Genomic DNA, 23,067 nt, shown 5'->3' with positions numbered 1-23,067 from the left:
TAAATTTAAAACTTTTTCACCTTAATGGTGGTGTCTTTCTTCTTATATTCAAAAACCACGGTTTCTGAATACCCTTCTTTTGTCACCTGAATAGTTTGAGTGGGTTGTGTATAGCTGTATTTGTCATTTTCAATATAGAGGTCGTATTTTCCATCTTTTAGGAAAAACTCAAACTCATTTTTTTGGTTAACCACGGCGGTATAGATCACACCATCTTCACTTTTTGCATACACCACTATTCCGGTTACATCCGTTTCCAAAACATCGTAGGCTTGTTTGATCTCAGTTAATTTCCCACTTACCCTGATATTTTTTACCAAGCCTACTTTGCGGTTGATATTGTTATTTACCATAATTACAGGATCCATCATCAATCGGGCACCTGCACTTTCATTCACCTTCAGGGTGTAAATACCTTCAGGCACATTCTGAAAAACTACTTTTCCGTTCTTATCTGTCAATGCAACAAAATTGTCAAGTTTCACTATTTCATTTGCAAGTACCGATTCACCGGCCTCCAGCATTCCATTGAAATTTTTATCTTCAAATAACTGGAACGTCACTTTATGATTTCCAAGAGCCGTAGCTGTAGTAAAATATTTTTTAATCCCCACTCTGAACTGGTAATAATTGCCACTGCTTGCATAAGCAGCCGTAGATTTATAACCGGAAAAATTAAAATAACCTGTGGTGGACCAGGAAGGCGAAATCTTATATTCCAGGTTACCGCTTACATTGCTATTTAAGTTTTTATAAAGTTCCGAATAGGAAGTTCCGGCTGAAAAAGATCCAGTCAGATTATTATTCATTATCTGGAAATTATACGAGGCGTATAAATTGTAGTTGGCGAAATTACGATCTACATCGTAATAAGAAGTTAAATCAAAGACATTAGTTGCGTTCCATTGAGCTGTTCCGTTGAGGGAGAAGGATTTATACCTGTAAGACAAAGTTGTTTTCAGACTGTTGAACCAATCGGCGCTATTGTTCTCTTTTGAATAAGAATATTCCGCCGTCCAGTTCAATCCGTGAGCACCAAATGTAGCGCTTATGTTGGTCTCCAGCCGGTAAGAAAAAAGCTCCTGTGATGTATAAAAATTGGCTGTTTTTTGCCTTTCAACCTTTGGAGACAGTAGAAAATTCCACTTCTTTAAAGAAAACTGGTAACCTGATCCCAAAACTTCTGTACTGTTGAAATAATAACGCAGATTAGCGGTATTCCCAGGTTGGATTGGCGCACTCTGGAAACTCAGGAACTCGGGGTCTACCTGCGAATTCTGATATTGTATAAAAGCACGCTGAGAACCAGAGAATTGGCGACCGATCCGCTGATTTGAGATAAAAGATCCTCTTTTGATCCCTGCATAACTTTTGGTGGCAAACGAATTAACAGATTGTATATCCCATTTCCCTATTTTCCCCTCGTAATTGGCTCCCATTAAAGCTCCTGCGTTTTCATCTTTGTTCGAAAGGCCTTGTTCGTGGCTCAGACCCACCTCCGTTCTGATGGTATTTCTATCGTTAATTAAAAATGAGGTTACCGTGTTCGCCACCTGCGTATCTATATTGAAGCGCGGATCATGGTCGAAAATATAAGACACTTTCCCATTGAAAGATTTAGTATTTCCAAAACCATATTTTGCTCCCACCATGGTAGATCCTTCTGTTTGTTTGAAATAAGTACCGTACAAATTATAGTTATTTTCCAGCGCAAGAATTTCAATCTGATTATTTTTACCAAATTTGGTAGAAACTTTCCCACCTCTTCCGAAAACCGGGTAATCGTAATCGTTACTATTAACATTTCCCACCCGTAATACTGTATTTTTTCTCTCCAGTTCCAGCCAGGTGTCATACAGGTTATAACGGCCGTCAAGATAGTAATCTGCACCCATATTGAAGCGCGATGTCAAATTCTCAGTCACCCGAAACGCTGTGTTTCCCCTCAATTGAAGATAATTGAAACCTGAACTGTTTCCGTTATAGCTAATTTCCGCAAAATTACTTCCGCTCACCGCTTCGTTTCCACGGGCAATTTGTCTGTTGTGCGATAAAATAACCAAGTAGAGCGTGTTGCTTCCCACGATTTTATTATCAAGCAGGTCTGTGACGGTTGCATTAATATTAAATTCTGGATAAAGCGTATTCTGTTTTCTGACCACAATTTTGATCTCAACCGTCTGTTTTTCTAAACCTTCCAAAGATAAGGTTTGTTGTTTTGGTATCATTTCCAAACCATCAGGAATTGATTGCAAATCAATCTTAACAGTCCGTTTACTATAGCCCTGGTTTTCTACAATCAGTAGAATTGAGGATTCGGGCACTGCAGGGTTGATGAAATTTTCGTACGTGGACGTATAAATTGCGATGTTTTTGTTCTCGTCTTTGTCAACAAAGAACGAAGCGCTTTCAGTTTTGGTGACCGTCGGGGTGGTGTACGAAACCTGGAATTTGATCTCATTGGATCTCAGTTTCATAAAATCCACATTGGCGATCAGTTTCACAGGAAGATTTTTAGACAGACCCGCACCTAAGGTAAAGTCATTCTTGGGATAGAAAAGCAATCCCGGATATTTTTCCTCAGGTATGATATTCTGAATGGTAATCGCTTCAGAACTTTTATTCTCAATGACCAGGAAATTAGTAAAAGTAGAACCTTTCTCAACAGCTACACTGTTATTTTCAAAATGGATTTGGATATCCTTCTTTTCCTGTGCAAAGGCCAACGAAAAGTGCAGAAGAACAAATACAAAAGATAAGATTGTTCTTCTTAGGATTGATATAGATATTCCATTCTGTGGTTTCAAGACTTAATTTTTAAAATTTAAAGTTTTTTTCGCCTACGCGTAAATCATTGGATCCTGCCATTTTGATAATCGCCACGCCAAGGAAATTCCCTGAAATGTTCTCTGGTAAAGAAAATTGAACGATCTGATTGGTATCGGGAAGCATGGAGATGGAAATTGCGGGTAATTTTATTTCCTTACCACTGTCTGTGTCGGTTAGTTCAAACTCAACGGTGGCATCATTGATGGTGTTTCCATCATTATGGATGCTTACTGCAGCTTTTCTTTTTGCTCCATTCTCATTACTCACCTCTGAAATATTGGTAATATCCAAACTTTTTACATGGTTTCCCAGTGGAGTATAAAAGATGTGAAGTCCCACCTCAAATAAGGTGATAATACCAATACCATTCTGAATACGTGCCTTATCTGCCTGCTGAGGAAGTTGCGTGAAAAACAACATGCTGTTCGTAACGGCAGACTTTGATGCGTTTGCCGGAATCTGCATGGTTACTACAATTTCCTTTGTACTTTTCGCAGGAACTGTTACAGCGTTTTCTAAGGTGGACATCCAAGAGGCATTGGAAATTTTTGAACTGCCTGCATCAAGATAAACCTTATTTCCGTCTTCTTCTCTAACCCAATCTTTATAGTTGAGATTAAAAATATAATCCTTATCCGAGCTGTTTTGAAGCGTGACTGTCTGTGTCACTTTTTCTCCTGGATTACCGGTAAAAAACAAACGGGTAGGCGACATAGAGATACTTTGTGCCAGAATTGAAGAAGACCCTGTAAGGATAAAGAAAATAAAAAGGTGAATAAACTTGCGCATGGTGTAAATTGTTTAAAAATAAAAGATTCCCAAAACTACTGAAAACGTAACAAAAGGAATCTTTACAAACTAAAAAATTTTATTATAAAGCAGTGGCAGTATAAGTTACTGTTTGCGTATAAGTTCCGGCCGGTTTACCTAAAATATCAGATGATGATGATTTTGCCGCTGGAATGGTGTAGTCCAAATTCAGTGTTAATGCACTTCCAAGTGGAGCGTTTGTTACCAGAGTTTGATCCGTTGCAGATAAAACAACAGTGCTTTTTGTTCCGCCCATTGTTCCGGCAGCTGTAGCTGCTTTGATTGTCAACACATTTACAGGGATTAAGTTGGTTCCATTCATGAAATTAGCACCCCCTGCTTTTACTTTGACGTTAAAGTTCTTTGTTGAAGTAACTTTCAAAGAGTTGGCTTTAGTAATCGTTTGATCAGAGTTATAGTCTGCTGCAGTAACATAGTTAAAGTCAACCGTATTACCAATTGCAGTACTTCCCGCATCGATGGAGATCACATCGTTCAGGGTAATATTTACGGTTGTTGTTGCGGTTGTATTTTGAGCTTGAACATTGTTAGTTCCTAATATGATTGCTCCAATAGTTAAGGCTGCGATTGCGAATTGTTTTGTCATGATAGTAAGATTTATTTTTTTTGTTTACTTGTTCTCTTTTGAACACTACAAATCTACAGCGGTGATAAAGTTTTCTTTGTAGTTGAAAATGGAAGTTCATGTAGTAAAATAACTACACGGTTTAATTATTTGGTTTAAATAGAAAAGCCCTCAACACTTTGAAAGTATTGAGAGCGTATATAAAATTGCTGTTTTTTTATATATTACTCCCTTATTTTCAACCTTATACTTGTTACAATTTCATCTTTAAAGTATAGTGATAATGATGTAAGGGTGTTTCCAAATTTATCTGATTCTACAGGATAAGACCATGTCATGGAAGTATAAATACGTGGCTCAGGTCCAAAAAGTTCACGTATTTCATTTTGGCTTTTCCCAATAGGAATTTTAAATTTGAAAATATCATTAACAAGAGTTTTTCTTTTTTTTGGACAGGTTTTCCAAAGGATACTATCAAATTGATGATTACCAATTTCAAGTAAAAACAATAGCTTTTTTATTAGATTCGGCATATTATCTTGTAATTATTTAATTATTACCTGAATTTTATTTATCATATTAAAATAGACCATTTTAATATTAATTTATAAGATATTTCAGAGTTATATCATTAAAAATTAATTTTTTTAATGATATAACTAATGTTTTATTATAAAGCAGTGGCAGTATAAGTTACTGTTTGCGTATAAGTTCCGGCCGGTTTACCTAAAATATCAGATGATGATGATTTCGCTGCAGGAATGGTGTAGTCCAAATTCAGTGTTAATGCACTTCCAAGTGGAGCGTTTGTTACCAGAGTTTGATCCGTTGCAGATAAAACAACAGTGCTTTTTGTTCCGCCCATTGTTCCGGCAGCTGTTGCTGCTTTGATAGTTAAAACATTTACAGGGATTAAGTTGGTTCCATTCATGAAATTAGCACCCCCTGCTTTTACTTTAACGTTAAAGTTCTTCGTTGAAGTAACTTTCAAAGAGTTGGCTTTAGTAATCGTTTGATCAGAGTTATAATCTGCTGCAGTAACATAGTTAAAGTCAACCGTATTACCAATTGCAGTACTTCCGGCATCGATGGAGATCACATCGTTCAGGGTAATGTTTACGGTTGTTGTTGCGGTTGTATTTTGAGCTTGAACATTATTAGTTCCTAATATGATTGCTCCAATAGTTAAGGCTGCGATTGCAATTTGTTTTGTCATGATAGTAAGATTTAATTTTTTTTGTTTACTTGTTCTCTTTTGAACACTACAAATCTACAGCGGTGATAAAGTTTTCTTTGTAGTTGAAAATGGAAGTTCATGTAGTAAAATAACTACACGGTTTAATTATTTGGTTTAAATAGAAAAGCCCTCAACACTTTCAAAGTGTTGAGGGCTTATATAACGTTGCTGTGTTTTTTATTATAAAGCAGTGGCAGTATAAGTTATTTGTTGCGTGTAAGTACCCTCTGGTTTCCCCAGAAGTACTTTCGATGCTTTTTCCGCCGAAATAGAGTAGGCAATATTTAAAGATTGTTTGGCGCCTAAACTTGCATTACTTACCAGCACCTGATCAGTTGTAGATAAGGTGACCTCATTCAGGGTTCCCACTACACTTCCGCCCGGTATTGCTTTTACCTGTAATATATCTACTGGAATTACGTTTGCGCCACTTACAAAGTGTGCGCCTTCAGATTTTACTTTTACATCAAAATTTTTGGAAGAAATGATGACTAAACTGTTGGGAACGATAACTTTTTTTGATGAATTATAATCTTTTGTACTCCCATAATTAAAATCTACAGAACCTTCTGAAGCAACAGTGCCTATATCCATTGCAATAACGTCTGATAAAATAATATTTACTGATGTACTAACCTTCTCAGAATTTTGTGCCAAAACCTGGTTGGTTCCTAAAGTGACTGCTCCCAGAGACAGCGCAGCGATAAAGATTTGTTTTTTCATGATTTGGATAAATTTAAAGGAGTTGTAATAAAATATTGTTATTCAAAATAATTATACTAACAAATATCATTAAAATTAAATTTAATAACATTATTTGACATGACCAAAGCATTTATTGTTAGGTTCAACTAATTGCCAGTATGAGAGTTATAGATTTTTTTCTTCCTAATCGAGTTAATTCTTACTATGATATTTCATTCAAATGGGAAATGAATGCAGATTTTTCGAAGAAATCATAGAATAGATAGATACTATTAATGAAAAAGATGAGCTAATAACATCACCCGAGTTCAAAAAATAGATTTTCAGGGAAGTTTTCCTTTTAATAAGCTCGATTAAGTATTCTTAAGCAGGAGATTCGCACAGCATTTAAGCATTAAAAAAACCTTGTGGAATAAATCCCGGAGAACCTGTTTTTACCACCTGATTATAGCGTTGTCTTGTTTCAATACTATTAATTTCCTCCATCGCATCTTCTGGAAGGTGTAAGATGTTAAAATTTTCTCTTGCGCGTTCTTCTGTTTTTGGTGTGGTCAATAAAGCTGTTCCGCGTTGTATTGCCCATGACAAAAGGATTTGAGCGGGAGTTTTCTGTAATCTGGAAGCAATAGCAGTAATCACCGGATTTTCCAGTAATCCTGGTCTTATTCCATGACCTAATGGAGCAAAAGCCAGAAATATAATCCCTTTTTCCTTACAAAATTCTAATAATTCTGTTTCCGGAAGGTACGGATGAGATTCCACCTGGACTACAGCGGGTTTAATTCTTGCCGATTCATAGATCTCGGTTAACTGCTGTAAATTAACATCAGAAAGTCCGATTGCGCGGCATTTTCCTAAATCTACTAAACGTTCCATTGCTTTCCATGTGTCATACAAAGTCACTTCATTATCATAAATTACATTCCCATTTTCATCCCGCGGATCCTGCTCTTCTCCGGGTTGAAACGCAAACGGAGTATGAATAAGATAAAGATCCAGATAATCTAGCTGTAATCTTTTAAGGCTTGCTTCAAATGCGGGTTCCACTCGTTCTGGTCGGTGATTGGTATTCCATAGTTTTGTGGTGACAAAAATCTCTTCACGGGTAATTCCGTTAGTGAGAAGTCCTGCTTTTAAGGCTTCACCCACTTCACTTTCGTTTCTATATCGTTCAGCACCGTCGAAATGTCGGAATCCAGCTTCTAGTGCATATTTGGTAGCGGTTATTGTAGTGGCTGCATCTGGAATTAGGGTGCCAAATCCGAGCATTGGCATTTTTAAAGTATTTGTTTGATCCATTTTATGTAATGTTTAATTATTTATTAAAAACTTTGTCTGATAAGATTTGAGAGATAATAATTGTTGGTTTCAAGTCTTATCATTAAAAAATATTTAAGATTTTTCTATTACAAATTTCCAATTAAAACATGGAATTTAGATGGCTGAAAATGCTATAATGTTAGTCGAAATAGCCTAAATATGGAATAAAATTTTGCATAAGATGATTATGATTGAAATCTTTTTAAATTTCCATTTTTTTATCTAAAACATTTAAAATCAAAATTCTAAAAAAAATAATTGTGAATTTTTAGAATGCAAAAGTCCATTCCCAGGTTATTCAAATGATGATTATATTTATAGATTTAATTAAAAATGGATAATATATCATTTTATCTCAAAAAAGATTTGGTTGAAATTAAAATGCTGAATATATTTGTAAAAACACAAACACTTCCATGAAAAAAAAGAAATTCAATTTTCTGCCCAATATCGATCCTAAGATATATGTGATTTTTGGCATCGTTTTACTACTCAGTTTCCTGTTTTTATCCTATCAATATTTTCGTCACGTCGATTGTGAGAATGCCAATTACTACATTCATGCGGATGAATATGTGGTAAATCGGGTGGTTGAATTCAATGATAATACGGATGGTGCAAAATCCTGGAAATGGGACTTTGGAGACAGTACCACGGTTGATAAAAGACAAAGAACGCTTCATTCTTATAAAAAGCCTGGAGAATATCTTGTAAAATTAACGATCAACGGAAATTGTACCCACGAAAAACTGGTGACGATTACAAGTATGAGTCAGCAAACGGGTTATCTTCCCGTAATTATGGCTCCTGATGTAGCTTTTGTTGGCGATCCCGTTCAGTTCAGTGCCGAAAAAGAAGGCGGTGAATCATGGGAATGGAGTTTTGGAGAAAATGCGTCGACAGATGCTTTAGCCAAATCGCCTGTTTATAAGTTTAAGAAAGTGGGTGATAAAAAAATTACTCTTATTGTAAACGGAGATGTGGAACACACCGCTGTAAAGACAATTTATATAGCTCCGAAAACGATTAAAGCCAAACAAAAAATAGATATTAAATCTTACGAATTCGAAAAACCACATGTTGCTTTTTCATTGCCTCAAGGTGATGCGCAAAAAGATCCGCTGGTGGATATGCTGCAGTATATTCCGGTTTCTCCGAAAACAAAATCGAAAAAAGACTCTTTAATTGCAGAGAAAAAAGTGCCTGAAATTTCTAATGAACAGTTTCAGATTCTTCTAACTCAGGTCGCGTTACAGGCAAAAACAAAGGATGATTTTAAAGAATATCTTTGCGGAAAATTCGATATTCCGGTAGTCGTAAATGATGAAAAACTGGTTCCTTTTGATCAGTTCTGTCAAAATATTGCAGGGAAAAAAATCAAGATCTCTGCTTTGAGATTAAATAAAAATTCTAAAAACTGCGTCCAAAACATCAACATTCAGTATAAAGTTAAAAAATGGATGATGTGGATCAAAGAATAACTTTGATTTTAAATTTATCTTTAAAAGATTCATTTTATAAAAACCTTAATTTCTTATGGTTCGACTGATCATACTGTAAAACAAAAACTTTTAAAAGTTCGCTTAAAGGAAAAATAAGAACACTTTTTAGCAATGAAAATAGCTTTAATGAACTTGAAAAAAGGAGGTAAGGATATTTTTTTTAACAGAAAGTGAATTTTTTCGGAATAATTTACAATAAATTGATGTTTTGAAGATTTGAGAAAATATACCGGTTATTATTATTAAAATTATCATGTAATTTCTTTAATGCTAATTTGATATTATTTATAATTGATTATAACTAATATTTAAAATGAGTAATATTTAATTATTTGATTATTTTGTTAGAGTTATTTCCTTAAAATTTGTTATTTTTATATTTAGGCTTGTTTATTTTCAAATAATATATATATATTTGTTAAAACGCATTTTGATGAAGCAACGTAAATTCTTTTATATTGTTCTCGGTTTATTATCTTGTATTATTGTTTCAACATGTGGTAGTAAAAGATATATAAAAGAGATTCCATATAATTATACTTCGGAAGAATTTTCTAAAAAGACTCAGGAAAACAAACAGGAGAATGATTCTCAATTTTCTGTTGTGGACGATAATGCGCAAGGGCTTAATGATGATACTTTAAAGATTAAAGAAAAATATTCTATTATCATGGAAGTCATGCCCAAAGAAATACAGGATTATAAATTGTACTCTTATATTGATGGCTGGCTGGGAACACCTTATAAAAAACAATCTTTAGAAAAACAGATAGGCGTAGATGCTTCTTATTTTGTACAGGCACTTTACAGTGATGTGTATAATGAGACATTTTCTAAAACTCCGGACGGGATTTTCCGTTCCAAGGCACTTCAATTATTTACAGGAAGAACATTTTTGCAGGAAGGAGATATTATTTTCTTTAGATATGACAAGTTTAATCCTATTTCTGATGTCGGGATTTATCTTCATAATGACCGTATTTTGGCGTGCTCAGCTAGGGGATTGAATATTTATAATTTTAATGATGAATATTTTCAGTTGCGTTATGTTGCAGCCGGAAGATTAAAAGAAAAAAAATAGGGGATGGAGCATTTGGAAAATATTGCCCGACTTGTGAGAACCTTAAAACATGATATTAGGGCAGAAGTCATTATCAATGATCTTTTGGAGCATAATGATATTAAAGAAGGAGAATATGTAATTTATAAAGAAGGGCAGTTTTCCAGGGCGTATCGTTTTGATGTGATGGATGCTCAAATGATCGATTACGATTATGACAGTACACAACTGCTTAAGCTGAATCTTTCCAGAGACAGTGTCTACGACATTTTGCCGGAAGGAGTTTCTCATGCCTCAAAAAATGAATCTCCGGGAAAAGGTGTTGATTCGATGATTAAGGAATATTATGAGCAGAAAAAACAGCAGAAAGCGGCAAGAGTATTTTTTCAGCCTTTTGAAAACGAGATATTCCATTATGGCGTGGAAACAGAGCGTTTTGAAAGCCAGTTTTTATTTGAGTTGAATGGCAGTGAAGCTCCTGATATGTTGTATGATTTTTGGGATATCGACAGAAGCTTTCCTTTGATTTTGGTGTCTAAATTTATAAGACTGCTTCCTTTTTCCTATAAAATTGTGGGCAATATTCAGCAGGCTTGTCACATACTTTCTGTGCTGCTTGAGGAAGATGTAAAAGTAAACGACCGCGAATATCAGGAATACAGCGACGAAAGCCAAGGAATATCATTGGGTGAGACTAGGTTAGGATTGGATTCTATTACGGGAACACGTTATGATGATTATTCGAGACATTTAGATATTAAGATTGGACCTTTAAAAAAATCTTTATTCACGGATTTTATTCATGAAGGAGGAAAGAAAAAATTTGTAGACATGTTTTATGAACATTTTTTTCCATTGGAAGTAGAGATCAATACCATCATACTGCTTCCGGAAGATCAACAGAAATTTGAATTTAATAATGATATAGAAGCCCCTGTTTTAGGATATAACACGAGCATATGAAAATTAAAAAATATTTTTCCAATTTATTCGATCCTCAGTTGCTGATCATTGTTTTGGTCGTGATTGCTATCTGCATCATCCTTACCATGATTTTTTCGCAGAAGACAACGGAATTCAAGCAAAAGTATAGATCCAAATTTTATATTTATATTTTTTCGATGGCTTTTGTTTACGCTCTGATTGCGTTACTGGGCTACAACAAACTTTTTCAGAACAATAATCTGTATGAGTTTATCTTTTATCAGATCTGTTCGCTTATCATAGGAATTCTTCATTGTTATGGTTACAGAGGATATTTTGAGAAGTTCGGTTCGAAAAAAATCGGTAACGAATATCTTTTTGCCTTTTTGTCGGCTTGTTATGCTGCCGTTCCATTTATGTTGATATATACATTCTTAAATGGAGTAGACCTTGTGTATCTGATGTTGGGACATTTCATCGTGTTTTTTATTCCGACTTTCCTGAATGATACTTTTAATCGTACGATGAACATTCCTCCAAAAGTATATGTGACTTGGCAATTCCCTGAAAACTATAGAGAAACAATTGGTCTCAGTGATGAAGAATGGCGGGATATGGTGGTCTTTACTTATATTATGGATAGGGACAAAGATGCTGTTAAATATAGTATTTATCGTGCTAAAGGACCAACAAGAATAGATTTCGGAAGATTGTTTTACAATTTTATAGTGGATTATAATCAAAGACATTTGGGAGAAGAAATTCAGGTTGAAGATGAAAACGGTCTTTTCAGTTGGGTATTTTTTCTTCAGCCAAAATGGTATGAATCTACCAAATATATAGATCCAAAACTCACTCTTTACATGAATGGAATTGAAGAAAATAGTGTCATTTTCTGTATGAGAGCAGACCAGATGTTGGGAGAAAACAAAACAATGAAAACTGATTTTGAATTCAACCGTGAAAAAGATAATGAACAACGTGAATTACATGCTTAAAAACTAATAACAATGATAGAGAAATTAAACCATTTTCCCGTCAACTGGATCGATGGGATGAAGATTAATAAAACCCACTTTACAGATGTACAGAATTTTGTAAGTGACTCTGTGAGAGATGCTGTCGGAGTTCATACCTCAATGATAAGTTATGGATTATTGCCTGTACAAGATCCTATTAAAATAAGTCTGATCATTGATAATCATAAATTATTAAGGATAAAAGTGGAAGAATGTCATGCCATCACTCCCAATGGTTTCCAGAATAGAAATAGGAGGTAGTTTGTCTGAAAGTTTGAGTCTTTCCATTCCTTATCCGGAAACGGCAAGGGAATTAAAAGATGATGAAAATGCAGTGTTATTAGCCTGTATTTCTGTTAATCCTTTTAAAAGAACGCCTTATGGAGAGCCTGATCCTGAAGAAAATCCGCCAAGATATCCTTACAGTTTTCCCGAATATACGCTTAATCTCATTCCTGAAGATGAGTTGAAAAATACCGTAGGATTCGGAACTCATTTTCTTACGATAGGGAAAATATTGGTCAGTTCCGGAGAATCCAGAATTGATGAAAATTATATTCCTCCTTCTGTAAGTGTTTCGAGTCACAAAAAACTTCAGGAATTGTTTGTGGAAATAGATCATTTTTATGGACAGATAGAATTGTACGCCGTACAGATTGCTCAAAAAATTCATGCCAAAAAACAAAGCAACGAATTAGCATTAATGATGGAAATGATGTCCGATAAAACCCTGAATTATTTAGGAATCGAGATTAATAAATTCCGTTGGATGTCTCCGCATACACCGCCTGCAGAAATGTTGGTTTCTGTAGTGGCTTTGGCAAGGCTTTTAAAGAATTTTATCGATTCGCGCTCCGGCGCGGGTAAAGAAGAGCTGCTTAATTATTTTGCTGAATGGTGCAATGTGAGTCAGGGAGATTTTGAAGTGATATTTTCGGAAACGATCAATAGCGATTACAATCATAATCAAATGGATAAAACCATAGTGAAAATCAAAAGGTTTATGAAAACGCTTGAAGATTTGTATTCTGTGTTAAGCAGACTTGATTATATCGGTAAAAAACGGGACGGAAGCATTTTCGTTTCAGAAAATACGGATGAAAGAGATGCTGTAATTCATGCGAAAAGAAGCAGGACTTTTTTGGCAGATTAATTAAAATCTGCGGATGAAAAATAATTTGAGATTTAAAAATTTATAATTCAAAATGCAAATATGGAAGTTTTAAATAAAAATCAGAGGAGAAGTGCTTATTGGTTTTTCGTTCTGTTTTTTCTTCTTACGGTTTCAGTGCTTGTCACGGCTGTTTTCTTTAATGCTTACTTCCCTTTTAAAGAAAATAGTCTGTTGAAAAATGAAAACGCCAAGATGAGAAAGGAAATGGAAACTCAGGACAAATTTTCGTTTCAGTTGGAAAAAGTAAAACTGGCGGTAGATTCTATCGGAGCTCCTAAACAGAACGATTTTTTTAATGAAAAATTAGCTTTATCGATCCTTGCCGATATGTACAAACAGCTTCCGAAAGACACTCTGAAGAATAAGAATATGTATAATAATACCATTATGACGTATAAAGATTTAATTGATGCTAAAAAGCAGATTAAGCAACTTTCAGGAAATCAGGTGTTAATGGATAGTTTAAGTACGATTAATGTAAGTCTGAAAGCAGAATACGACAAAATGAAGACCGATCTTGCCGTTTGCAGACAATTGTATCAGGCGCAATAGTTAGTCAGCGTGGAATTATGAAACTCATGAAAAAACTTCTCTTATTCAGTCTGTTATGGTTAACAGTTTTGATGAATGCCCAAAATATACCGTCAGATTCTTCGGAATATGCTCATTTTGATTGTGGCATTATTCAAACCAAACAAAAACTGGACAACCGTTTTTTTGCCAGTACGCCGTCGATTAAACTGAGGGTGAATAATGAGGAATTTATTTATACCACTTTTCAGTTGGGGAAAAGAAAGAATACAATGTATCTGTATTTAAAAATCCTAGCGGATAATGTTTGTATTAAAAAAGATAAAAATGTAGATGTTTATTTTAAATCGGGCGAAGTCATTACGTTGAAAAATGAGTATCCATTGAATTGTGAAGCCTTTTTCGCCAGACAATTGAAGAAAAAAGAACTGCAAAAATTAAGAGAGAACGAGATCACGATGATTAAAATTTACACTTATAAAAAGAATTACGAGATGTATGTAAGTGAGGCACAAAATCATGATATTATCAATTATATAGATTGTTTATCAGGATATAAGGTGAAAAAATCTGATGAGGTTAAAATTAAAAAGAAGAAAGATTAAAAACTAATAACCATGAAAATTCAATATTTATAACACATGAGTCCATTGCCGGAACTTAATCTCAATTTAGGAATCACCGATAATCCGGGTTCACCGTTTTATGCAGGAGACGCAGAAGGAGTGGTGGTACGCACAGATTCCGGGTTGAGAAATTATACGATTACCTTATTGATTTCCGATCAGGAAGCTGGAAATATACATTTGAAAATAGGGGAAAACGAAGTCAAAATACCCACATATAAACTGACTGTAACAGATGATAAAACAGAAGAGACAAAATCTTATCAGGTGACACGCGATACACTGAATTTTATGAAGACTAAAACCAAGAAAAGCTTTCTTTCTTTTTTCGGGTTTAAACGTTTTGATAAAACTTCTTTTTTATATGAAAATATTGCTTTTGAACCCAATTTGGAAAGTATGGAAAAGTTCGATATTTCCAGACACAGAAAGCTTTCACAAGATATTCTTACCTATGAACTGCAAGGAAATGGGAGCAAGATTTTGTTGTATGCAGGCGATATTAACGGATTTCAAAAACCTGAAAATATAGAGCAATATTTTATTGTAGTAGATCAAAATAATGGAAGCAGTTTTATCGGAGATATTCTTTATCGCGAGAAATTCCTGAAACTTACTCCAAAAGTAGAATTGCAGATAATTAAAAGAAAAAAAGTTCCTAAAAACTTTGAATATGACGATAGAGGGAACATTAAAAAGTTGATTTATCTGTAAAAATTAATACAAACTAAAAACGATTAGACAAGAAAAAATGACCATCCGAAATGAAAGCTTATTACAAAATACCATTTGATTTTGAAAGTCTTACCGCGAAAAATGATGCAGACAAAATATCTTTAGATACTTCTGTCAGTCAGCATTTGTTTCTTTTGGCTACGACCGCTTTGGGAGAATGCAAATTCGATGAAACGTATGGAAACTGAAATCTGGGAAATGGATTTTGACTTAATGAAAACCGATAACAAGCTGAAAGAACTTATCGCAGGAACATTAAAAAAATCTATTTCTATGCATGAAAAAAGACTTGTCGTAGAAGATGTTGAGGTTTTTGTTAACGATCATAATTTAGGAACATTAGGGAAAAAAAGAATGAAAAAGAGGGTATCGATTGCTATTAAAGGGTTGATTTTGGAAACCAATCGGGCTTTTACATTTAATAATTCATTTTTTGTGGGACCACTTTCTTATTAATAACAGCATATGAATCAAGAACGTATAAAAGACAGGATATTAAGGCGAGCTGCAAGAATGTGGGGATATAATGAGCTGGAAGCAGAAACGTCATTTGATCCTATTGTTGGTCTGTTGCTTTCCGCTTGTGCTGCCGAACTCGAAAAATTGGGTTTCGAGCTGGAGAGTTCGCGTTCAAGAATTATCGAAAGGGTATTGGAAGTGATGTTTCCGGAAGAGGTTTCGGGAGTGATTCCCGCAAGAGCACTTTTACAGGTTAATCCGTTGGAAAACAATGCGAAGGTGTCTTTGTACAATAGTTTTAAAACATCGATACGGAAACATAATATTTACAATCCTACGGAAAGTATTGTTAAAGAAATATATTTTAGTCCTTCCATAAAAGCAAAGTTGGCTTCGGCGAAAGTAAAATATTTCGCTTACAACGAAACCTTGCATCATATCGAGAGTTTTTTCTTTGATGATGTCATCGGAAAAGCAGAAAAAAATCTTCCTTCGGGAGAACTTTGGTTGGGAATTCATGCTCCGAATAAAGAAGATTTGGAAGACCTGATGTTTTTTATTGATATTAATAATAAGTATCAGAAAGAATTGTTCTTTTATTATCTGAAACAGGTGAAAGTTTATTTTGGAGATAAAGAATATATGCTGCAGGAAGGCTACAACGTTGAAGATGACGGTCTGAATCTGGAAAATATTATCACCAAAAATTATTCTGATCTGGAGCAGGTGTATAGTGAAGTGAATCAATATTATAAGTCTCATTTTTTTACATTAAAAGGAAAAATCGAATTTGCGGATAAGCCGCAAGAGGAGAAATTATTTACTCAATATTTTCCGGATCATAAGATTAGCGATGACGACAATATTATTTGGTTAAAGTTTAAATTTTCCGAGGCTATTGTTCCGGATATTCTTCAAAATATCCGTTTTGCTTTGAACTGTATTCCTGTTCTTAATATCAAAAATAATAGCATCAGCCGAAGAATAAAAGGAAGATTGAACATTATTCCTATTGATGAGGAAGATCATTTTTTAGATCTGGATTATGTTTCTGATGAAAGAGGAAAAAGGCTTGATATTAAAAATTATGAAGCCGAAAACGAAGGAATGACCGCATTATTGAGAAAAGGTGGAGTTTCCCGATTTGATCGTAGAAATGCGTCTGAACTTCTGCAATATCTTCTAGAACTCATTAAAGATGAAACGGCAGCTTTTTCAGGAATGGGTGGAAATTCGGCTACGGAAGTATTGAAGCAGATTAATCAGAATGTGGCGTCGCTTCATCAGATTGCGAAGGAAAAGAATTTTACGCAAACCAATAATCCGTATTTAATTATTTCTTCCGGAAATCCGGACACCGATATTCAGAATACGATTTCCTATTGGTCGACTACAGCAGAAGAAGCAAATGGCTTAAAACCGGCTACCGTATTGACTTTACATAATAGCGGAGAGGGGGTCTTAAATAGTACGGCAGTCATGATTCAGCCTTCTGTGGGAGGACGGAAAAAGCTCTCTTCTCAGGACAAAATTTTGGAATACAGAAATGCACTTTTAACGAGAGGAAGAATCGTAACAGTTGCTGATATCAAAGCATTCGGAATGAATCATTTCAAGAGTCTGGTTCTCGGAATAGAAGTGCAGAAAGGAACAAAAAAGGAAGTTTCATTAAAAGGAGGTTTCAGCCGAACGATTGATATCTCCTTGATAAAGAACAAAGAACAGATGGAAAATATCAACTCTTCTGAATGGGAATATTTATGTGAAAGCTTTTTATTAAAACTAAAAAATGCTTCGGCCAATATTTATCCTTACAGATTATTTGAAAAATAAAAATGATATAACCATTTAATATAAATAAAAATAAAACACATTGATGAAATCGCTGCAATTCCCCGTAAAACGAGCTTTATGTGATCAGGTAGACCTTTGGAGAAATACGAAATCATCTTTGAAAACCAATTAAGAATTATCAAATTAATTTAAAAACATATTACTATGCTATCAAACAAAGGAATCGGTGGTAATGAAATACCATTGGATGCAAATGAGGCTATTTTTGAAATCCCTCAAAACAGAACAATTATCGCACAAAAACTTACCGCTGAAGATCCTGTAAGACCTGAAACTGGTAGAAGGACTTACGACAATAGAAAAAGTATTTCAGCATTACAAACCGGAAGTTAAAGTTGATTTTGAGGATGCGAACGGTTCAATTAAATTGGAGAATCTTAGGTTTAAAAATCTTGGCGATTTCGGAACTAAAGGAATTACCGGACAAAGCAGTTTTCTTACGGGAATGGAAACCGAAAAAGACCAATATCAAAAAATCGTAAAACAGTTGAGAACGAATAAAATCTTGAAGGCTGCGTTGGAAGATCCGGAAGCAAAAAAAGCGCTGTACGATACTTTGCAGTCGTTAATAAAAGAACTTGAAGAGAATAAATAACCAAAAAAACACAAATATTTATGTCAAACAATAATAAACAACCAGAAGTACAACAGGCTGCAGAAGCTCCTGTTTTGGAACAGAGAAAAGTGCAGGGACAAGCCGGTTTAGATAAATCTATTGAAAAACTGGCGCGTTACGGAAGTTTTGATCTTTTGGAAACTTCGATAGAGAATGTTCAGAATATTAATCCTGATAGAAAGGCGAGAAGAAAAATTTTCCTCACCGAAAAAGGGAAAGAAAAAGAAAGAGAAACGTTGAAAAAGACGCTTGAACTTTGGGCAAGTGTGATCAGTAAAAGTGATTCTTTATCGGACATGGTGGCTCATTGTGAAGAGCAGAGAAAATCTGCGGAAGTGCTTTTATCTAAAAATCTTTCAAAAGCAGTGGAAGCTACCAGAGAATTGGAAGGCAATTACCGGACAGTGGCGATGTTCTACAAAAATACAGAATCTGACAAAGTAAAAAATGTGACGGTGGTAAATGCCGATCTGGAACAGTTGAAAGATCTTGATAATACACGTTTTATTGATACGATTCATTCGGAGCTTTCTGATAATTATGATAGATTGGATTTGAAAAATAATTACGGATTATTGGTGATTCCGGGATATTTGGGTTCTAATGCCGTGGTTGAAAAATGGGCAAAAATTGCACATGAAAATAAAGTAATGCTTGTGACAGATTTTGAGCATTTGGATGAACCGGATGATGTCATGGAAATGTTTGATCAGGCGTATCTCACAGGTGGAGAAATCTACAGATCTAATGTATTGATGACTTGCAACTGGTTAGTTGGGAGAGGAAGATTCGAAGAGATTGATGAAATTGATGATTTATTCATTCCACCTTCAGGAGCTTTGGCGGGTAAAGTCTATAAAACGCTAATGTCTCAGGTTACGGCAGGAAAAAAATTCGGTGGAATCAATGAGACGGAAGGAGTGAAATTCGATCTTAAGAAAAGCGAAATTGCCAATCTTGAGAATTTAGGACTCATTCCGATGGTTAATGAATATGGAAAAGTAATGGCTTTCTCAGGGAAAACATTATTTAATGGCGATAATTTAGGATTACAGACGTATTCCGTAGTAAGAGTATTCGATTATGTGACTAAAGTTTTGATGGATTTCTTGAACAGAAGAGCATTTGAGAACTTCACAGCAGTTACGAGAAAAGAAATTATGAATCAGATAGTCCGTTTCTTAGACAGTATTACTGGACCAGGAAAGCTGATTGAAAATTTTGAAATCAGAAAATTTGAGCAGGATCCTGTACAAAAAGACAGAATTCATTTGGATATTCACATGAAACCTTATTTCCCGGCAAAGAATTTCCTTATCAAAATGGATGGTCACAAAGGCGACGACGGAAACGAATGGGATACAGAATATGAACAACAAAAATAACAGTTTATTTTTACACAAATCTTAATAAAGTACGGAAAAATTTGCTTTCCGTACTTTAATTTAAGTATTTTATTTTCAGTGGTTTAACATAATAAAAAAGACATAAAAAAAGCTTGTTTGATTGAAAATAAATTCTATTTTTGATAAGTAATATATTCCCTAGTTGGTCATTTTAAAATAATATATTTCAAAGACGAAGGGTATATTTCCATTATTGGTATTATTAAATTTTTTAACCTTAAAATATATTAATTATGTCGTTTAAAGCAAAATTTAAAGTTGCCGGGATAGAGCGCAACATCTTAGATGTAGAATTCGGAATGCTACAGGAAACCGATCCTACAGGAAGACCATCTTCTGTAACGAGAGGGGGTAAAATTCATTTAACCGTAGAAGGGACAGGTGCAACAGATCTTTTCGAATGGATGACCAATTCATTCGAAAGAAAAGATGGAAGTATTGTTTTCTTAAAAAGGGATAGTGATGCTACTCTGAAAGAACTGAAGTTTAAAGAAGCTTATATCGTTAAGTATAAAGAAGATTTCAATTCTACAGGCGAAAATCCATTAACGGAATCTTTTGTACTTTCTGCAAGAGAAATCGAATTGGGTAATGCGTCGCACCGCAATGAGTGGGTATAATAATGGTTTATCAATAGGCTGTATTTATCTATAAAATTCTGTCTGATTTACAGAGAGACCGAAAAAACACAATTTAAAAACACAAACTTCTCCAATTTTCAAATTCAATAACATTATAAAAATCCGAAATATGGGTTTTTAAGGGAAGCTTTTGTGTTTAATACAAATTCAATTAACAATTAAAATCAATTAATTATGTCATTTAAAGCACAGCTAAAAGTAGCGGGAAAAGTATATAATGTTCTTAATGTAAGTTATGGTTTATTTCAGGAAACCGATGCAACGGGAAGACCTTCAACAATTACAAGAGGAGGTAAAATAGATGTTGTTGTAGAAGGAACAGGGGCAACCGATCTTTTTGAATGGATGACCAATTCGTTTGAAAGAAAAGACGGAAGTGTGGTGTTCTTCAAAAGAGACAGTGAAGCTACATTAAAAGAATTGAAATTCACGGAAGCGTATTTGGTAAAACACAAAGAAAAGTTTGATTCTACGGGTGATAATCCGCTTACAGAGCAGTTTACAATTTCTGCCAGAAGTATCTCTCTGGGAGACGGAGAATATAAAAATGAATGGGTATAACCCAGAATAAGAAATGGGTATTAGTGAATTATTACCCATTTTTTTGCTTTCCGGAAAGTGTGACTTTCACATTACCGCACTACGAAATATTAAACTTTCAAATTAAAAAAGTATGTCCTTTTTATCCAAATTAGAATTAGACGGCAACATCTACAATATACTAGAGTGTAAATACAACTTCGTGCAGCCGGTAGACGGGACGGGAAAACCAAAAGGAATGCCCAAAGGCGGAGAAATCATGATTAAGATCGAAAGTACCGGAAATCCCGAACTCTTAAACTGGATGTTGGATCATAGTCAGGTAAAAAACGGGAAGATCATCTTTTACCGCAGAGATGCCATGAGCAAACTGCAGGAATTAATTTTTGAGAAAGCTTTCTGTGTAAATTTTACGGAATATTTCAATGCGATTGACAGTCAGCCATTACAGATTGAAATGCATTTGGTTGCTAAAAAATTCAATGTGAACGGAGCGGTACACGAAAAACAATGGAGAGAATAAATAGAAATGTAGGGTAAGAAAAAACTTGCAAAACGATAAAAATTATCAACTGACAACCAACAATCATTAAAACAGTATGGAAAACCAAGACTTCTCAACTATATTCGGTACGTCACGTTCGTTTAAAGAATGGCTTCATGATCCGACTAATCCGTTGGTTTATTGTCTTCTGACGCTGGACGGGAAAGATTTTTTAGCAAAAGACAGCTATACCGTGGAGCTTACTCAGAAAACGGCAGATCATGATACATTCAACATCACCGTTCCTGATGATGCCTTAGACAGTTTTGAAGGTTATGTGATGGAAAGTTCTAAAAACCTTCTTGGCAAAGAACTGGTCATTACGTATTGGCGTTTTGGAAAACCAAGACAGACTTTTGCCGGAATTATCGGAGGTATACGCAACAAAAAAGATGAAGGAGGAGGCTATGGAAACCTTTATATTACAGGTTATGCTCCAAGTATCTTGCTGGAAAACGGAAGAGACTGTCAAAGTTTTGAAGATAAAACACTGGGAGATATTTTTGAAAAAGTAACGGAAGGTTATCCACAGGAAGCAAAAATAAAAGTTGAATTGCCCAATACAAAATATACACTTCCTTATACTGTTCAATACAAAGAGTCTGACTATCAGTTTATCAGAAGATTAGCAATCCGTTATGGAGAATTTTTCTATTACAATGGTCAGAATCTTATTTTCGGAACGGCAGTACAGCCGATGGTGAAGCTTGCAGAAAATATTGATTTAATTGATATTGAATTCGAAATGAGAGTGCAGCCTCAGGATTTCAGCTATATTTCTTACGATGCACAAAGCGGTTCAAAGATTGAAAAAGACAGTAGCAGTATAAAATCAGAATTTAAGGAAAATCCTTTTCAAAGTATTTCTGTGAACGCTTCACGAAATGTTTTCAAGAAAAAACCGAAAATGCATTTCAATCATACCGGTATCAGTGATAGTTCGGATAAAGAACTGGAAGAAGCGGTGCGAAGAGAAAAAGAAAGCAGGGAAAATCTTATGCAGGTAAGAGGAAAAAGTAAAGACCCTGATCTTAAAATAGGCGGAAGAGCTGAAATTTCGGATATCAACTCAAAAGCAATGGAAACCTACCGTATTATAGAAATTAAACATTGCTATAATGGTGAAGATTATTACAATGAGTTTGTGGGAATTCCGGATTTATTCAATGCTGCTCCGTACATCGATAATGAAGCGTTACCAAAAGGTGAAGAACAACCGGCAAAAGTAATCGACAATAATGATCCGATGGGAATGGGTAGAATAAAGGTTCAGTTTCCGTGGCAGGAAGAGAAAAATGAGACCACACCTTGGATTAGATTAATACAACCTCACTCAGGAAGTGGCAAAGGTTTTCATTTTATTCCAGAAATTGGAGAAGAAGTTTTAGTGGGTTTTGAATCAGGGAATGCAGAAAAACCTTTTGTAATGGGAACGCATTATAACGGAAGCGAAATCAGCTCTTATCATACAAGTGGAAATGACAAGAAGGTTATTCACACTAGAAGCGGAACTAAGATTATTTTAAATGATGCGGAAGGTTCTGTTTTTATAGAAGATCCGAGTGGAAATACTTATCTGATGGATGGTGCGGGGAATATTAATGTGAATGCGCCGAATGATATGACTTTGACGGCTGGGAAAAATATGAATATTAATGTTGGACAGAATATGACGACGAGTGTGGGTATGAATAAAAGTAATTCTGCAGGCATGAATATTACAGAAGTAGCTGGGATGAATATTTTTCAGAATGCGACTATGGATTATTCTCTGAATGCAACTAATATTACCAAAATTGCAAGCGAGAGCTATAGCTATGAAGCCAATGATATTCACAAAAATGCTATGGAGAATATAGATGTCGCAGCCGGAAAAGATTATATTCAAAATAGTGAAGAAACGATACATAATTTATCTGGAGAAAAAGGTCATAATGCATAAAATCTGA

At 34.8% G+C, this 23,067-nt stretch carries 24 protein-coding genes and 1 pseudogene; 18 read left to right on the top strand and 7 right to left on the bottom strand.

All coding sequences use genetic code 11. The features are described from left to right. Window positions 1-5 precede the first annotated feature (5 nt). The 7 genes from J3D55_RS17200 to J3D55_RS17170 all read right to left on the bottom strand — a co-directional run bounded on the left by J3D55_RS17200 (window position 6) and on the right by J3D55_RS17170 (window position 7,466). The gene (locus tag J3D55_RS17200; protein ID WP_259132715.1) at window positions 6-2,807 is read right to left on the bottom strand and encodes a collagen binding domain-containing protein; all 2,802 of its coding nucleotides are present in this window, start codon (window positions 2,805-2,807) and stop codon (window positions 6-8) included. Between the two features lie 10 nt (window positions 2,808-2,817). After that, window positions 2,818-3,618, bottom strand: coding sequence for a fimbrial biogenesis chaperone (locus J3D55_RS17195; RefSeq protein WP_259132714.1), 801 nt, complete (start codon window positions 3,616-3,618; stop codon window positions 2,818-2,820). Window positions 3,619-3,700: 82 nt separating this feature from the next. Next, entirely contained in the window at window positions 3,701-4,246 is a 546-nt protein-coding gene (locus J3D55_RS17190) for a peptidoglycan-binding protein LysM (protein WP_259132713.1), read from the bottom strand. A gap of 203 nt (window positions 4,247-4,449) precedes the next feature. Continuing rightward, window positions 4,450-4,758 (bottom strand): hypothetical protein, encoded by a 309-nt coding sequence (locus tag J3D55_RS17185; RefSeq protein ID WP_259132712.1) that lies wholly within the window; start codon window positions 4,756-4,758, stop codon window positions 4,450-4,452. 137 nt (window positions 4,759-4,895) lie between these two features. Beyond that, the gene (locus J3D55_RS17180; protein ID WP_259132711.1) at window positions 4,896-5,441 is read right to left on the bottom strand and encodes a peptidoglycan-binding protein LysM; all 546 of its coding nucleotides are present in this window, start codon (window positions 5,439-5,441) and stop codon (window positions 4,896-4,898) included. A 201-nt stretch (window positions 5,442-5,642) separates the two neighbouring features. After that, window positions 5,643-6,185: a peptidoglycan-binding protein LysM gene (locus J3D55_RS17175; RefSeq protein ID WP_259132710.1), complete on the bottom strand. Its 543-nt coding sequence runs from the start codon at window positions 6,183-6,185 to the stop codon at window positions 5,643-5,645. A gap of 369 nt (window positions 6,186-6,554) precedes the next feature. Next, window positions 6,555-7,466 (bottom strand): aldo/keto reductase, encoded by a 912-nt coding sequence (locus J3D55_RS17170; RefSeq protein ID WP_259132709.1) that lies wholly within the window; start codon window positions 7,464-7,466, stop codon window positions 6,555-6,557. A gap of 437 nt (window positions 7,467-7,903) precedes the next feature. Between J3D55_RS17170 and J3D55_RS17165 the strand changes: the two genes are divergently transcribed. The 18 genes and pseudogenes from J3D55_RS17165 (at window position 7,904) to J3D55_RS17080 (ending at window position 23,060) form a co-directional block, all read left to right on the top strand. Beyond that, window positions 7,904-8,968, top strand: coding sequence for a PKD domain-containing protein (locus J3D55_RS17165; protein ID WP_259132708.1), 1,065 nt, complete (start codon window positions 7,904-7,906; stop codon window positions 8,966-8,968). Between the two features lie 454 nt (window positions 8,969-9,422). Continuing rightward, window positions 9,423-10,070 carry a C40 family peptidase gene (locus J3D55_RS17160; protein ID WP_259132707.1) on the top strand — a complete coding sequence of 216 codons (648 nt, stop codon included), beginning with the start codon at window positions 9,423-9,425 and terminating at the stop codon, window positions 10,068-10,070. A 3-nt stretch (window positions 10,071-10,073) separates the two neighbouring features. Then, window positions 10,074-11,012, top strand: a complete 939-nt coding sequence (locus J3D55_RS17155; RefSeq protein ID WP_259132706.1) for a type VI secretion system baseplate subunit TssG — start codon at window positions 10,074-10,076, stop codon at window positions 11,010-11,012. Next, window positions 11,009-11,971: a TssN family type VI secretion system protein gene (locus tag J3D55_RS17150; RefSeq protein ID WP_259132705.1), complete on the top strand. Its 963-nt coding sequence runs from the start codon at window positions 11,009-11,011 to the stop codon at window positions 11,969-11,971. Before J3D55_RS17155 ends, J3D55_RS17150 begins: the two co-directional genes overlap by 4 nt. A 12-nt stretch (window positions 11,972-11,983) precedes the next feature. Further along, a complete protein-coding gene (locus J3D55_RS17145; protein ID WP_259132704.1) occupies window positions 11,984-12,253 on the top strand; it encodes a hypothetical protein in 270 nt (89 codons plus the stop codon). Then, a complete protein-coding gene (locus tag J3D55_RS17140) occupies window positions 12,210-13,145 on the top strand; it encodes a hypothetical protein (protein WP_259132703.1) in 936 nt (311 codons plus the stop codon). Before J3D55_RS17145 ends, J3D55_RS17140 begins: the two co-directional genes overlap by 44 nt. A gap of 60 nt (window positions 13,146-13,205) precedes the next feature. Continuing rightward, on the top strand, window positions 13,206-13,718 hold the full coding sequence (gene tssO / locus J3D55_RS17135; RefSeq protein ID WP_259132702.1) for a type VI secretion system TssO: 513 nt from the start codon (window positions 13,206-13,208) through the stop codon (window positions 13,716-13,718). A 26-nt stretch (window positions 13,719-13,744) separates the two neighbouring features. Beyond that, window positions 13,745-14,302 carry a hypothetical protein gene (locus J3D55_RS17130; protein WP_259132701.1) on the top strand — a complete coding sequence of 186 codons (558 nt, stop codon included), beginning with the start codon at window positions 13,745-13,747 and terminating at the stop codon, window positions 14,300-14,302. A gap of 36 nt (window positions 14,303-14,338) precedes the next feature. Further along, complete coding sequence (locus J3D55_RS17125; protein ID WP_259132700.1) at window positions 14,339-15,037, top strand: hypothetical protein; 699 nt, start codon at window positions 14,339-14,341, stop codon at window positions 15,035-15,037. A gap of 50 nt (window positions 15,038-15,087) precedes the next feature. Continuing rightward, window positions 15,088-15,246, top strand: a complete 159-nt coding sequence (locus J3D55_RS17120; RefSeq protein WP_259132699.1) for a hypothetical protein — start codon at window positions 15,088-15,090, stop codon at window positions 15,244-15,246. Then, window positions 15,236-15,514, top strand: coding sequence for a GPW/gp25 family protein (locus tag J3D55_RS17115; protein WP_259132698.1), 279 nt, complete (start codon window positions 15,236-15,238; stop codon window positions 15,512-15,514). The genes J3D55_RS17120 and J3D55_RS17115 overlap by 11 nt, the downstream gene beginning before the upstream one ends. A gap of 9 nt (window positions 15,515-15,523) precedes the next feature. Beyond that, window positions 15,524-17,350 carry a type VI secretion system baseplate subunit TssF gene (locus J3D55_RS17110; protein WP_259132697.1) on the top strand — a complete coding sequence of 609 codons (1,827 nt, stop codon included), beginning with the start codon at window positions 15,524-15,526 and terminating at the stop codon, window positions 17,348-17,350. Window positions 17,351-17,515: 165 nt separating this feature from the next. After that, a pseudogene (locus tag J3D55_RS17105) lies at window positions 17,516-17,966 on the top strand (hypothetical protein). A gap of 20 nt (window positions 17,967-17,986) precedes the next feature. Beyond that, entirely contained in the window at window positions 17,987-19,372 is a 1,386-nt protein-coding gene (locus J3D55_RS17100) for a DUF5458 family protein (RefSeq protein ID WP_259132696.1), read from the top strand. A gap of 254 nt (window positions 19,373-19,626) precedes the next feature. Continuing rightward, window positions 19,627-20,013: a type VI secretion system tube protein TssD gene (gene tssD, locus J3D55_RS17095; protein WP_259132695.1), complete on the top strand. Its 387-nt coding sequence runs from the start codon at window positions 19,627-19,629 to the stop codon at window positions 20,011-20,013. 195 nt (window positions 20,014-20,208) lie between these two features. Further along, a complete protein-coding gene (gene tssD, locus J3D55_RS17090; protein ID WP_259132694.1) occupies window positions 20,209-20,595 on the top strand; it encodes a type VI secretion system tube protein TssD in 387 nt (128 codons plus the stop codon). A 112-nt stretch (window positions 20,596-20,707) separates the two neighbouring features. Next, complete coding sequence (gene tssD / locus J3D55_RS17085) at window positions 20,708-21,097, top strand: type VI secretion system tube protein TssD (RefSeq protein ID WP_259132693.1); 390 nt, start codon at window positions 20,708-20,710, stop codon at window positions 21,095-21,097. 76 nt (window positions 21,098-21,173) lie between these two features. Further along, a complete protein-coding gene (locus J3D55_RS17080) occupies window positions 21,174-23,060 on the top strand; it encodes a type VI secretion system Vgr family protein (protein WP_259132692.1) in 1,887 nt (628 codons plus the stop codon). The last annotated feature ends 7 nt before the right edge of the window (window positions 23,061-23,067 follow it).

The organism is Chryseobacterium ginsenosidimutans, assembly GCF_024807225.1.
In the GTDB taxonomy this organism is placed as follows: Bacteria; Bacteroidota; Bacteroidia; order Flavobacteriales; family Weeksellaceae; genus Chryseobacterium; species Chryseobacterium ginsenosidimutans.
Note: the sequence above shows the minus strand (reverse complement) of the source record. Positions and strands in the feature narration are given on the sequence as shown.